Source organism: Streptomyces sp. NPDC001292, assembly GCF_042896465.1.
GTDB lineage: Bacteria > Actinomycetota > Actinomycetes > Streptomycetales > Streptomycetaceae > Streptomyces.
Window position 1 is genome coordinate 203127 of sequence record NZ_JBIAXG010000004.1, and the last position, 13409, is coordinate 216535.

The following is a 13409-nucleotide window of genomic DNA, read 5'->3' on the forward strand; positions in this document are numbered from 1 at the left end:
TGGGAAGGGGGTGCCCATCACAGATGTTCTGCGAGTTCGTGACGCTGGCGAGGTGTGGACGTCTCGTGCTCAGATCATTCGATCGATTGCATTGACGATCGATCGGACGACTTCTAGATTCGGGACCCCCGAGCAAGGAGCCCCGTCCATGCCGCGCACGTCCCTCCCGCCCGAGGACCGCTCGCTCAGCCCGTACACGGGCTGGACCCGCGCCCACTGGGAGGCCGCGGCGGACAGGCTGCTCACCGCCGCGCTGCGGCACGCCGGGCCAGGCCATGCGCTGATAGCCCTGCCCGGCCCGCGCCCGAGCTGGTCCGGCCCGCGCTCGGACGCGCTGGAGGGCTACGCCCGCACCTTCCTGCTGGCCGCCCTCCGCGTCGCCGGCGCCGATGGGCAGGACCCGCTGCGGCTGCTCGACCGGTACGCCGAGGGGCTGGCCGCGGGCACACGGTCCCCCACCGGGGAAAGGGAGCTGACCGGTCGCGACCCGGTCGCCTGGCCGGCGGTCACCGACCGGGGACAGGCCATGGTGGAGGCGGCCTCCGTCGCGCTCGCGCTTCGTCTGACCCGGCCCTGGCTGTGGGACCGCCTGCCCGCACGGACCCGCACCCGCGCCGCCGACTGGCTTGCGGGCGCACTGCGCCACACCCCCGTCGACAACAACTGGTGGCTCTTCCAGGTCACCGTCGGAGGCTTCCTCGCCGAGACCGGCCACCACACCGAGGCCGCCGAACGCGCTGTCGTCCAGGGCCTGGCCAGGATCGAACAGTGGCACCTGGGCGGCGGCTGGTACACCGATGGACGGCCGCGCGCCTTCGACCACTACAACGGGTGGGCCTTCCACCTCTACCCCGTCCTGCACGCCCATCTGGCGGACGACAGACGGCTGCTCGACCGCTACGGCACCCGGCTCGCAGCCCACCTCGGGCAGTACGCGCACACCTTCGGCGGCGACGGCGCCCCGCTGCACCAGGGCCGTTCGCTCATCTACCGGTTCGCCTCCCTCGCCGCACCGTGGGCCGGCGCCCTGACCGGCCACACCCCGCTGAGTCCGGGCACCACCCGGCGGCTGGCCTCCGGCACCCTGCGCCACTTCCTCGACCACGGCGCCGTGGACGACGACGGACTGCTCACGCTCGGCTGGTTCGGTCCCTGCCCTCCGCTGGTGCAGCCGTACTCGGGCCCCGCCTCGCCGTACTGGGCGAGCAAGGGCTTCCTCGGCCTGCTGCTGCCGCCCGGCCACTCCGTGTGGACGGCCGTGGAGGAACCCGCACCGGCCGAGCGCGGCGACGCCGTGGTCCCGGTGCGCGGAGCGGGCTGGCTCATCCAGTCCACGGCCGCCGACGGGCTCGTACGCGTGCACAACCACGGCAGCGACAACCAGCCGGCCGACGAGGTCCTGCCGGACGATCCGCTGTACGCGCGCCTGGCGTACTCCACGGCCACCTGGCCGGCCTTCGAAGGCGCCGCCGACAACCACTTCGCGCTGCTGGCCGGCGGCGAGGCGAGCGAGCGCGGCCCGATCGTCCCGCTGGGCACGGGGTGCGGCTGGGCGGCCTCCGCTCACCGGCCCCGCATCAAAGGCGCCGAACTGCCGGGCGTCGGCGTCACCTCCCTGGTGCTCGCCGCCGGAGCCGAGGAGGTCCACGCGCACCTGGTCACCGGCGCCGTCACCGGGACCGGGGTACGGCACACGGGGTGGGCCGTGGCCGGGAGCGCGGTGGAGACGGCTGTGACCGGCGGCGGAGCACGGGTACGGGTCACCGGGTCCGCGCTGGTCTCCGAGGCCGTCGCCCTGCACGGCCTGGACGCCGCCGCGACCGAGCCCGTGACGGCGGGCACCGCGTTCGGGCCGGCGGCGGCGGTCCCGGTGCTGACCGGCACGGTCACGGGGGAGGACTGCCTGTTCGTCTCGGCGGTGCGGCTGAGCCGATCCGGGACCGGCGCGCTGCCTGCCGCGCGGGTCGCGGTGGAGGCTGCCCCGGTGGGTCACCGGCTGCGCGTCCGCTGGCCGGACGGCAGCCGCTGCGAGGCCCTCATCCGCGCGGACGAGGTGACCGTCGCATCCGACGAGGACTGAGGGCGCGAGCCCGCCGTATCCCCGTGTGTCCTGCGGGTTGCGGCCGACCGGAGACCCCTCGATCGAATCTTGATCTATTGGGGGAACAGTGATCAAATATCTGAGCAATAGATCAGTAATGTATCGAACGCTAGACTCATGGTGAGTCAGGTCAGGGAGAAGGGGACCGTCATGTCGATCGCGGCTGACGAGCGCCGGACGCGGATCCTCGAGATCGTGCGCAAGCTCGGCACGGTCCGGGTGGCGGACCTCGCGGCCCGCCTGGACATCCCGGCGGTCACCGTGCGCCGGGATGTGGCGACCCTCGCCGAGACAGGCCTGTTGCGCCGCTCGCACGGCTCGGTCTCGGTACCGGACGAGCGCGCCGGTGCCGAGACCGACGCCCGCACCCTCGGACTGATCGTGCCCACGGTGAGCCACACCATCAGCCAGTACTTCGACGAGGTGATTGCCGGGGCGCGCGCCGCAGCCGCCGACGCCGGAGCCCACCTGGTGCTCGGCATCTCCTCCTACGACCCCGGGGCGGACCGCGGCCAGGCGGAACAACTGCTCAAGTCGGGCGCCGAGGGACTCATGCTCACGCCCAACTGGATGTCCACGAGCAACCCGGACGACCGCCTCTGGCTCAACGAACTGCCGGTCCCGACCGTGCTGGTCGAACGCAGGGCCCCCGTCGGCACGGCCGCCGCGGAACTCGACTCGGTCAGCTCCGACCACCAGCACGGCGTGCTGCTCGCCCTGCGCCACCTGGCCGCGCTCGGCCACGACACGGTCGTCCTCGCCGCCCGCCGCGACACCTGGACGGCGCTGCAGGTGCGCAGCGGTTACGCCGAAGGCTGCGCCACCCTCGGCCTGACACCGCAGCCGGTGATCGACATCGACGATCCCGCCACGGCCCCCGAGCGGGTGGCCGGCCGGCTCGCCGAGGCTGTCGGCAGGGGCGTGCGAGCCGCACTCGTGCACAACGATCAGGACGCCATCCAGCTTCCGGCGCTGCTGCGCGCACGCGGCCTGTCCGTCCCCGAGGGCTTGGCGCTGATCAGCTACGACGACGTCTTCGCGGCCCTCGGCGCCCCGCCGCTGACCGCCGTGGCCCCGCCCAAGCGGGCAGTCGGCGCCGCCGCCGTCGACCTGCTGCTGAGGCGGCTGCGGCAGGGCGCGGCCCTGCCGGTCCACCGGGTGGAACTGCTCCCCGAACTGAAGGTACGCGCCTCCTGCGGCCGTGCGGGCACCGCCTGACGGGACTTGCTGAGTCGTAGGGACTCGGAGCCGTAGCCGCCGGCAGGTGATCACTTACATCGCCCGAAGCACGTGACTTCTGAGGCCAGGCCGTGCCCCTGCTGGTCGGCCGGAAGGCCAGACTACTCATGGGCATGCCCGAGCGCGCACCCACGACCACCTCCGCGGCGGGGTCGTCCGCTGCCCCGGCGGGTTCGCGCGATGTCGGAGAACTCGCCGGGGCCGGGGGTTGCGGGTCAGCTGATCCGGCCCGCGAAGCGGTAGCGGAAGCCGTCGGCCGCGGTGACGACCACGTCGTAGTAGCCGTCGTGGTCGGTCGGCCATTCCATGACCGCGGGCTTGCCCTGGTCGACGTACACCGTCTTGTGGCCGCCCTCGTAGTCGTTGGCGGTCAGGGTGAAGCGGACCTGGTCGCGTCCACCGCTGGACAGTCGCAGCCGCAGCGTACGGTGGCCGGGCACGAGTTCGGCCTCGACCTGCGGAACGGCACCGGTGTTCCGGCCGCTCGGAACGACGCTTCCGGCGAAGGACCGCACGAATCGGTCGGGGCCGTAGATGCTGAAGGCGTACTTGCCGTCGGTCGTCGCGGTGTCCCACACATAGCGCTTCGCGCCGTCCTTGGTGACGGTGAACGGCGTCGCCTCGAAATCGCGGTAGGCGTCCGGGAACACCTGCATGCTCACGCCCTGCGCACCCTCGTTGGTGAGGGTCGCGGTGACCTTGCCGCTGGAGCGGTCGACGGCCACGGTGGCGTGCTGCTGGTAGGGCACGGGCCGCGCCTTCATCCGGCCGGACGGCGGCACCGGCATGGACTGCTGCCCCGTGGCCGGGATCGCCTTGGCGATCGACGGCAGCGTCCGGTCGTGCTCCGCGGCCGCGACCAGCACGTCGACCGACGGCAGGTCGGGCAGCGAGGTGTCGGCCGTGGAGAAGTCGATCGCCGACGTCAGGTCACCGCACACCGTCCGGCGCCAGTCACTGATGTTCTCACAGATCGCCGGCTTGCCCAGGCTCGTGGTCCAGTGCTCCAGGAACCGGATGATCGAGGTGTGGTCGAACACCTCCGAGGACACCCAGCCACCGCGCGTCCACGGCGAGACCAGAGTCATCGGCACCCGCGCGCCCGGACCGATCGGCAGCCCCTGCACGAATTCGCCCTCCGTGCCGGGCTCCGGCAGCGGCGCCTGCACGTGGTCGAAGTAGCCGTCGTTCTCGTCGAAGGTGAGGATCAGCAGCGTGGACTTCCACAGCTCCTCGTTCTCGTGCAGCGCCCGGATGACCCGGTCGGTGTAGACGGCGCCGTAGTCGGGAGCGCCGGCCGGGTGCTCCGACCACAGGTAGGGCGCGACGATCCAGGAGACCTCCGGCAGCGGCCGTTGTGCGCCGGGCTTGCAGGCGTCGATGAAGTCCTTGAGAACGTAGTCGACGTTCTCGTTGGAGTTGGGCCCGGTCGGCTTGGTGTGAGTCTGCAGCACGTTGCCGCGCGCGAGCAGCCCGTCGGGCGAGGTGTCGGCACCGGGCTGCGCCGGATTGAACGAGGCGAAGGAGCGTACGGTGTTGTCGGTGTAGTCACCGAGCCAGTTGCTGTCGGTGTCGTTGTTGACGTAGATCTGCCAGGAGACCCCGGCCTTCTGGAGGACCTCGGGGTAGGTCTCCCAGGTGTATCGGTAGCCGTAGTCGCCGCCGTTGTTGATGGCAGGTCCGTGGTTCGCGCCAGTCGGGTCGATGCTGCCGGACCACATGTAGATGCGGTTGGGGCTGGTGCTGGTGGCGATCGAACAGTGGTTGTGGTCGCAGACTGTGTATGCGGACGCCAAAGCGTACTGCCAGGGAATGTCCTCGCCGGTGAAGTAGCCCATGGTCTGCTCGCCCTTGGCGGCGATCCAGCCGTTGTTCTTGCCCGTCGCCCAGGCGTTGTGGCCGTCCGTCCAGCCGTGCGGCAGGCCGCCCGCGTTCTGCGCGTTGTACTTGCCCGTCTCCAGACGGAAGGGAAGCAGGTAGCCGCCGTCGGTCCGCTTGGCGTCCGGCTGGTGGAAGACAGTGGTGCCGTCCGGGTACTGCAGGGCCTGCTTGTCGCCGAAGCCGCGGACACCCGGGAGCATGCCGAAGTAGTGGTCGAAGGAACGGTTCTCCTGCATGAGGATCACCACGTGCTTGAGATCGGCGATCGTGCCGGTGGATCCGGTGGCGACCGCTGCCGTGTTGGCCGGCGCGGCCGCGGCCTTGCCGGTGCCCGCCGCCGTCAGGCCCGTGGTCGCCGCGGCCGTCGCCGACGCCGCGGCCGCCTGCAGCAGTCGGCGCCGGCTCAGGCCCGAACGGAAGAGGGACGCGGGAACGCCTCGCGGTATGCGACCGGTTGTGCCGGCCAGCGAGCCGTCGGGGTTGGTCTGGGGAAGGTGCTCGGTGGGCTCGTCGGCATGCGACATGCGAATGATCCTTTCGACGTGACATTCGGACCGGAGCACGGCAGCAGCACGGGCCGACAGCCTCTCGGGGCAGGGGTGACTGGTGGAGGCGGCCATCGGACGTACGGAGGGAAGGTCCGAGATAGCGGTGGGAATGAGCGGGTGGAAGTCCGCCTGCGGTGGGGGAACTCGGCGGAAGGCGCGAAGTGCGACGCGCTACTGCCTTTACGGCGGCCGCCGTTGGACGAACGCCTCGGGATCGGTTGCGCACCGATATGGCCGTTGTCCCGGTGTCGCAGCAACTGCGCCGGGAGGTGCCGGAGGCGGTGAAGGACAGCGGCTGGTGCACGAAGAGGAGCACCGGCTTGTTGCGCCACTGCCCATGGGTGAGGCGCTCGTTCAGGAGTCCGGTCGCGGTGGGGAGAAACAGCCGCGCCGGGCCGCGGCGGCGGCGCCGGCCGTGCCCGGAAGGCGGCGGCAGGTCGGGTCGGGCATGAGGGCCTTTCCTTCGGTGGGAAGCCACCCTTGCGAGGGAGCGTGGTGGTGCCGACTGATCGGTGGTGCCTACAGCTTTCCGATGGCCCGACCGACTTATCAAGACAAGTTGCCCACTTGTCTCGCATTGTTCACTCCCGGACGGGCGGGAGCGGTGTGTGGACGCCTCAGGTGTGCCGCTCGTACACCGGAGGGAGAGAACGGGCAGGCCTGGACGTGGAGCGGGCCGCAGGCTGGTGCACCATGATCTGGGCCAGGAGGGCACGACGACGCGGTCGACGCCGGGCGCTGTGCTGGTCGATCGACCCGTGGGCCGGTCCGCGGGAGTGGCAGTGGCAACTCGACGGCGTGCTGCGCGGCCGGCCGGAGAGCCTCGGCGCGTCCGGCCGCGGTCCCGCGGGCTGGGACAGGGCCAGGGAGGAGGACCCCGACCACGCCGTCCTGTCCCGTACCGGGTTCGAGTCCGCAGGACGCCACGGGATCTGCGAGGAGCACCACTGGACGATCCGTGAACTCGCCAGGTACGTCCGGCCGGCGTCCTTCCCACCGCCTCCGGTGTTCGCGGAGCGCGGCGCCGAGTTCCATGCCGTCTCACCGCCGCGCTCCGCCCCGCGCCGCCCATGGCGGCCTCGCCGAAAGGGCCTGCTTCGCCTACGAACTGGCCCGCAGGCCCGCCCGTCGGTGACGGCCGGGAAACCCCGGTCCCAGCTGACGGGCGGTCATGCGCGCCGGTCGTCTCCGCCGGTCCTGTAGGCCGGCCCTGCCCCCAGGTCAGCGGACCGGCGGTCCCTGGTACGCGCCGGCGGCGGGGTGCCGCTTCGGAATCGGGAAGCCGAAGTAGTCGTGGCGGCCCGCGTCCGGCACGGGCACGCCCAGGCCGAGGGCGGAGGATCCCGGGGCGACGCGGTAGGAGCCGGGGTCGGCGGCGTCGGCGCCCGCCAGGGCGGCGATCAGCTTCGGGTCGGCGGTGCTGCCACCTGGGTTCGTGCCGCTGCCGTCGGTGTTGGCGGGCAGGCTGCCCGGGATGCCGTACAGGACGTTGTGGTCGAAGTGCAGGTCCGGCGTCGGGTTCTTGAAGCGGTAGGTGCCGGTGGTGTTGTCCCCCGGACCGACGAAGACGTTGTTGCGGACCGTCAGTTCGTGCCGGGTGGTGGCCGGCGAACCGGCGTCGTCCTGCACCAGGTAGGTGGGGACGGCTTCCTCGTTGAGGAAGGTGTTGTTGTAGATCTGCGTGTTCAGGATCGGGCCCCAGCAGTTCTGCAGCAGTCGGGCGCCGTCGTTGTGGCTGATGTTGTAGCGGGCGACGACGTCGACGGTCTTCGCGCCGCTGTACGGGCAGTTCAGCAGGAAGCCGCCCTTGTTGTCGTGGCTGTAGTTGTACTGGAACACGGTGTGGTTCGAGGCGCCGTCGGCGTCGAAGGACATGCCGTCCAGGCTGTTGCCGCCGCCGGACACCTCGTTGTACTGGATGAGGGTGTCGTCGGTGTTGAAGGTCCAGATGCCGGCGTTGGCGGCCTTGGAGCGCAGTTGGAAGCCGTCCACCCGGTTGTGCTCGACGACCGCCCCGGAGGTGGTGTCGAGCTTCATCGCGTCACCGGCGATCGACGTCAGCGTGTTGTGGTCGATGCGGACGCGGGTGCTGGGCGTCCACGGGCCCGGGTAGACCTTGGGGTCCTGCTGGTTGCCCACCAGGTCCCGGCGGGAGAACGTCGACTTGAAGTAGATGCCCTCCCGGTCCACGTCCCGGATGCGGTTGCCCGTGATCCGCAGGTCGTCGAAGGCGCTCGCGGTGGTCGTGCCGGCGACGTCGATCTGGATGCCGCTGGAACCGGTGAGGGTCTTGAAGTCGCCGCCGCGCACCGCGTGGACGTCCAGGCCGGAGAGCACGTAGTGGTGGCCGATGCCGTAGTCGGCCAGCTCCAGCCGGACGCCGTTGCGCTCGGTGCCGGGCGTGCCGCCGGAGTTGGTGATCTCCAGGTCGCGGACCTCGACGTACTCCATGTTGCGCAGCAGCACTGTGTCGTGCGCGCCGCCGCCCTCCAGATGCGGCAGCGCACCGGTGCCGTAGGCGCCGATCCGGATGGGCGCGTCGGCGGAGCCGGCGCCGGTCGGGGCGAGGGTGCCGATACAGGTCGCGCCGCGTGCGATGCGCAACTGGTCGCCGGGACCGTAGCGGTGCGCGCCGGCCTGAGCCAGCGAGGTCCAGGGGTGCGCGTGACTGCCGTCGCCCGGTCCGCCGTCCGCGGAGCAGTCGAGGTAGTAGCGGTGCCCTTGCGGGGCGTCGTCCGCGAGGGCGGGGGACGCGGTGGCGGTGGCGGCCAGCGCGACTCCCACTGCGCCGGCGAGCACGGCGCCGAGGCGGGCGCCGGAGGGGCGGTGGGGCATGCGGGGTCCTCTCAGGGGAGGGAGCGGCGGGGTCGGGCAGGCCACGCGCGCGTCGTGCGACGGGTCTCCGCCCCGAGTGGTGCCTCACCGTAGGGTGATTGACTGATCTCGGTCAAGCCATATGGACATCTTGATCGCATTTCGATCGACCGATCAAACGCCAGCGCCCGGGCTCGATCGTTCGATCAGATCGCTGTCTGCCCTGCCAGCGCGAGGCTCACGGTTACGGCCGGAACACGTCGTACGCCCATGCGCGAGATTTCAACATCGTCGCCGCGGCCCGCTTCACCCCAGGCCGCGCATGCTGAGCCGACATGCCGGGCCCGATGCGCGGGCTTGGCAACGGGGCGGGGAGAATCACGTTGATCGCGTGGGTGGGTGTCGTCCGTGGGCGGCCGCCGTCCTGCTGGGCCTTGGCGTGCGCCAAGCGGTAGGAGCCGGCGCCGGTCTCGATGATGTCGCCGTCGAAGGCATTTCGGCGAGAGATCGCGTTTGCAGGTAGTCGTAGCATGCTTGGAAGGGTGTGTTGTGCCCTGCTCGATGTGACCGCTGCGAGCGCGAGGAGGTGAGCGGGATGAGTCCCTGCAGTAGTGGTCCCAGTTCCCATTCCGTTGCACCCGGGGCGCCCGGCGGCCACCGTGCCGCCGTCTGACGGCCTGCCTCGACTCGACCTGCGAAGCGCCGGGCAGTGACCGTGATCGCCGCCGGCGCGCCTTGGGTGCCGATCAGGCGGAGGTGCGTCATGACGATCACCACCACGCTGCCCCGTTTCCCTGTTGCCGCGATCACCGAGCGTGGTCTGCGGCAGCTGTTGCCGGCCGCCGAACCGGCGATCCTCGCCCTGGCCGACGCGTGCGGCATCGGGATGCCGGTGAGCCTGCTGTGGCTCAGCATCAAGCTCGCCCGGTCGTCCACGCAGAGCTGATCGACAGCGCGGTCCCTGGGAGGCAGACGGTGAACGGTCCGCGGGACGAAGCCCGCCTGGCGGTCCGCCGGGCGGGCCAACGGCTGACCGAGGACGCGGCTGACTTGATGGCCGCATCCGGGGAAGCCGCCGAGATCGGGTTGGAGACGCGTGCGGAGCAACTCCGACGCGCCGTACTCGCTGCCTGGAGCGTCGGCGTGGCGCCCGAGGACATTGCCCGCGACGCCGGTGTGGAGGTGGGTGTGACCCAAGATTGGGTCGGACCGGGCCTTGGCTCGTAGCCGCGTCAAGAACCCGTCAATGATTTGCGCAAGCCCGAAAGCCGCACCAGTATCGAGCAGGTCCTGGAGCAGCGACTGCGGCGCGACGCCTACGGCCCGCAGGCCACGACCGCTACCCCGACCCCGTCGTCGATCTCGCCGAACTGTGGAGAGGAGGCGTAACCACGTCCGAGGGCGGGGCGGCACGGTGGCCGGTGTCCCACAGCTCTGACAGGTGAACGTGGGCGCTCCTGCGTGCCTTCACTGCCTCGACTGTTCGACGGCATCAGTGGGCGGCCGAGCTGTAAACCTGCATGTCTCGCGGCCATGTCCGCCGGAGCGGACGCCCGCTTCATTGGCGCGCCGGCGCTCCTGGCCGCAGGCTGGGCTCAGGGCGTGATCGGCCAGGAGGACTCGATGACCACCGCATTCGTTCTGTCGGGCGGCGGCAGTCTGGGAGCGGCGCAAGTGGGGATGCTGCGTGCGATGACCGCCCACGGCATTCGTCCGGACCTTGTGGTCGGTGCCTCGGTGGGCTCCTTGAACGCTGCCTATTTCGCGGCGCGGCCCGACGCGCAGGGTGTCGAGGAACTCGTGAGAGTCTGGCTGCAGGTCGGCGAGCACGACGTGTATCCGCTGGTGTCGTCGGAGATGTTGCACGGGCTGCTCAGACGCCTCCCTGGTCGCCCGCTAAGCGGCATGGTCGCGGCGTCTGGTGCAGTCAACTACGTTTTCCCCGTCCATCCCCTGCTGATCGTTCGGGCAGCAGCCGGCAGAGTCAACCATGTCTTCAGCAACCACCGATTCCAGCTCTTTCTCGAGAATGTCCTGCCGCTGAGCCGTATCGAGGACGCGGAGGTCGACCTCAGGATCCTGACCGCGGACGTCTGTGACGGGCGAGGGGTGCTCCTGGCCCGTGGCCCCGCAGTACCTGCGCTGTTGGCCAGCGTCGCCGTCCCCGGGTTCTATCCTCCGGTGGAGATCGGCGGCCTCCATCTCATCGACGGTGCCGTGGCCAACGGAACGACCCTTGATCATGCGATCGACCTCGGCGCGGATGAAGTCTACGTCCTGGCGCCGGGCCTTTCCTGTCACCTTCCCGCTCCACCGTCCACCGTGTTGGCCATGGCGATCCACGCGTACAACCTGCTGGAGGAACAACGCATGGCCGCCTCCATTGCGAAGGCGCGCCCCCACGTGGAGGTATATGTGCTTCCGTCACCGAGCCCGGTGGAAGTCCTTCCCATCGACTTCCGGCAAACGGCGCAACTCTTGGAAGCGGCCACTGATTCAACCAGCCGATGGCTGGACAACGGTCGGCGGAGCGCCCCCGGCATCACACGCCCTCAGCAGCCATTCACTTTCCCAACGTGATCGGTTGGGTCCTTGCAGACGTCGTCGCCCCAGGATCACTGTGGTGCGGGCGCCACCATGCCCCAGTGATCACACACCGTGTCCGCCGGGGACCCAACCTGGTTCACACGCAGAGGACTTCGATGCCCTGCGCGGTGATTTCCTCGACGAATGACTCAGGGGCGTCCTTGTCCGTCACCAGGGTCGACACCGCGTCCAGTGCGCACACCCGGGCGAATGCCCGGCGGCGCAGTTTCGAGGAGTCGGCCACCACGATCACGGTGCCTCCGCGTTCGCCGAGCGAGCGGTTCGCACTGGCCTCCGACTCGTCGTGTGTGGCTGCACCGAAGTGGGGGTGGACCGCGTCCACACCGAGGATCGTGCAGTCGAAGGTGAGGCTCTGGAGGGCGGACGTGACGAGTGGGCCGACGAGCTCGTAGGAGTTGGGCCGGGCTACACCACCCGTGACGACGACCTTCACATGGGGGCGGATCGCCAGCTCGTTGGCAATGTTGATCGCATTGGTGACGACGGTGAGGACGACACCGTCGGCCCTGCCGCCCGGATCGGTGCGGACGGCCAGTTCTCTGGCCACCTCCGTGGTCGTGGTGCCCCCGTTGATCCCGACGACGGAGCCCGATGGGACGAGTCCGGCCACGGCCTTCGCGATTCGCTGCTTCTCGTCCGCCTTGCGGGCCGTCTTGTAGCGCAGCGGCAGGTTGTAGGCGACGGAACTCACCACGGCCCCGCCACGTGTGCGGGTCAGTAGGCTCTGCCGTGCCAGTTCGTCCATGTCGCGCCGGATCGTGGCGGAGGAACAGTCCAGTCGCTCGGCGGCCTCAGCGATACTGACATGCCCTTGATTTCCCAGAATGTCGAGCAGTTGGGCCCACCGGGTATGTGCCCCCACTTGTTCCTCCTCGCACCGCGCAAAGCGTATCCCCCGCGGTCCTCCGCATCCAGACGTGAACAGCCGCGTACGTACGTGTGACCGTCTGTGCGCGCACACAGGCGTGGGCGGGAGCGACCCCCTTTGACATACCCGCCCGCGCCTGCGTCAGGCAGCTACCTCCCGGCTCCGCGCGGGAACTGCCCGCCGTCGAAGTACGCCAAGAGCTCCGGCTCCAGTTCCGGGACGTCGTACGGCACGCCCCCCTGCCGCAGCGAGCGAGTGGCGAGCGCGCCTGCGGCCACGCTCATCCGGGCAGCGACGGGCGAGGTGTCGGTGACCCCGCCCTCGCGCACGAAGCGGCAGAACTCCTCGATGATGAGCTGGTCGGCGCCGCCGTGCGAGCCCTTCGCCTCGGGGACCCGGTACACCGCGTCCGCGTCCCTGCGGTAGCTGGTCGGGCCCGTGTTCCAGACCCTCACCTCGTCGCCCGGGCTGTCCCCGAAGTTCTCGAGGCGGCCCTCGGTGCCGATGACCGTGTAGTTGCGGAAGTAGTCGGGGCTGAAGTGGCACTGCTGGTAGGCGGCGATGACGCCGTTGTCCAGCTGCATGTTCATCACCGACACGTCCTCGACGTCCACGACGTGGTGCAGGTCGCGGCGCGTCGTCGGCGGCCAGTCGAACTCCCGTAGCCAGCCGTCGGGGCGGGGAGTGCCCGGCTCGCGGCGCGGCAGGTCCCCGTAGACCATGAGGTCGCCGAGGGCGTTGACGCGCTTGGTGTAGCCGCCGGCCAGCCAGTGCACGACGTCGATGTCGTGGGCGGCCTTCTGCAGGAGCAGGCCCGTGGTGCGGCGGCGGTCGGCATGCCAGTCCTTGAAGTAGTAGTCGCCGCCGTAGGAGACGAAGTGCCGTACCCACACGGTCTTCGGCTCTCCTATGTCACCGCGCGCGATGACGTCGCGCATCAGGCGCACGACACCCATGTGGCGCATGTTGTGGCCGACGTAGAGACGGGTGCCGGTCTTGTACGCGGTGCGCAAAATGGTGTCGCACTGCTCGACCGTGATGCCGAGCGGCTTCTCGACGTACGCAGGCTTGCCCGCTTCGAGAGTCTCGCAGGCGATGGCTTCATGGGTGTCGTCGGGGGTGGCGACGATGACGGCGTCGATCGAGGGGTTGTCGAGGAGCCACCGGTAGTTGGCGACGGCGACCGCCCCCTCGTACAACCCCGGCACGTTCGAACGAACTTGAGGGTCGAGGTCGGCAACCGCCGCCACGACCGATCCCTTGCCGGGGCGGTGCGCGGCGGTTGCCAGGTTCCGTCGCAGTCCGAGCCCGATGACTCCGATGCGCAGGTCTTCCACGTGCGAGTGTCCTG

At 70.2% G+C, this 13409-nt stretch carries 11 protein-coding genes; 6 read left to right on the forward strand and 5 right to left on the reverse strand.

Annotated features, from left to right (window positions below):
• Positions 1 to 148 precede the first annotated feature (148 nt).
• Together ACFY4A_RS07465 and ACFY4A_RS07470 are read left to right on the forward strand one after the other, a co-directional pair.
• Complete coding sequence (locus ACFY4A_RS07465) at positions 149 to 2080, forward strand: DUF2264 domain-containing protein (protein ID WP_390828439.1); 1932 nt, start codon at positions 149 to 151, stop codon at positions 2078 to 2080.
• Positions 2081 to 2251: 171 nt separating this feature from the next.
• Positions 2252 to 3319 (forward strand): LacI family DNA-binding transcriptional regulator, encoded by a 1068-nt coding sequence (locus tag ACFY4A_RS07470; RefSeq protein ID WP_390828440.1) that lies wholly within the window; start codon positions 2252 to 2254, stop codon positions 3317 to 3319.
• Between the two features lie 236 nt (positions 3320 to 3555).
• Here ACFY4A_RS07470 and ACFY4A_RS07475 read toward each other — a convergent pair whose 3' ends face one another.
• On the reverse strand, positions 3556 to 5745 hold the full coding sequence (locus tag ACFY4A_RS07475; RefSeq protein WP_390828441.1) for a phosphocholine-specific phospholipase C: 2190 nt from the start codon (positions 5743 to 5745) through the stop codon (positions 3556 to 3558).
• Between the two features lie 717 nt (positions 5746 to 6462).
• Between ACFY4A_RS07475 and ACFY4A_RS07480 the strand changes: the two genes are divergently transcribed.
• Positions 6463 to 6972, forward strand: coding sequence for a hypothetical protein (locus ACFY4A_RS07480; protein ID WP_390828442.1), 510 nt, complete (start codon positions 6463 to 6465; stop codon positions 6970 to 6972).
• A gap of 18 nt (positions 6973 to 6990) precedes the next feature.
• Here the strand turns inward: ACFY4A_RS07480 and ACFY4A_RS07485 are convergent, their stop codons facing one another.
• Positions 6991 to 8604 carry a right-handed parallel beta-helix repeat-containing protein gene (locus ACFY4A_RS07485; RefSeq protein WP_390828443.1) on the reverse strand — a complete coding sequence of 538 codons (1614 nt, stop codon included), beginning with the start codon at positions 8602 to 8604 and terminating at the stop codon, positions 6991 to 6993.
• 223 nt (positions 8605 to 8827) lie between these two features.
• Positions 8828 to 9115: a hypothetical protein gene (locus ACFY4A_RS07490; RefSeq protein WP_390828444.1), complete on the reverse strand. Its 288-nt coding sequence runs from the start codon at positions 9113 to 9115 to the stop codon at positions 8828 to 8830.
• Positions 9116 to 9346: 231 nt separating this feature from the next.
• On the opposite strand from ACFY4A_RS07490, the gene ACFY4A_RS07495 reads away from it, so the two are divergent.
• The 3 genes from ACFY4A_RS07495 to ACFY4A_RS07505 all read left to right on the forward strand — a co-directional run bounded on the left by ACFY4A_RS07495 (position 9347) and on the right by ACFY4A_RS07505 (position 11163).
• Positions 9347 to 9529, forward strand: coding sequence for a GNAT family acetyltransferase (locus ACFY4A_RS07495; protein WP_390828445.1), 183 nt, complete (start codon positions 9347 to 9349; stop codon positions 9527 to 9529).
• A 305-nt stretch (positions 9530 to 9834) separates the two neighbouring features.
• Positions 9835 to 9972 (forward strand): hypothetical protein, encoded by a 138-nt coding sequence (locus ACFY4A_RS07500; RefSeq protein ID WP_390828533.1) that lies wholly within the window; start codon positions 9835 to 9837, stop codon positions 9970 to 9972.
• A 234-nt stretch (positions 9973 to 10206) separates the two neighbouring features.
• Entirely contained in the window at positions 10207 to 11163 is a 957-nt protein-coding gene (locus ACFY4A_RS07505; RefSeq protein WP_390828446.1) for a patatin-like phospholipase family protein, read from the forward strand.
• Between the two features lie 103 nt (positions 11164 to 11266).
• Here the strand turns inward: ACFY4A_RS07505 and ACFY4A_RS07510 are convergent, their stop codons facing one another.
• Positions 11267 to 12052, reverse strand: coding sequence for a DeoR/GlpR family DNA-binding transcription regulator (locus tag ACFY4A_RS07510; protein ID WP_390828447.1), 786 nt, complete (start codon positions 12050 to 12052; stop codon positions 11267 to 11269).
• A gap of 155 nt (positions 12053 to 12207) precedes the next feature.
• Positions 12208 to 13395 carry a Gfo/Idh/MocA family protein gene (locus ACFY4A_RS07515; RefSeq protein WP_390828448.1) on the reverse strand — a complete coding sequence of 396 codons (1188 nt, stop codon included), beginning with the start codon at positions 13393 to 13395 and terminating at the stop codon, positions 12208 to 12210.
• Positions 13396 to 13409: the final 14 nt, after the last annotated feature.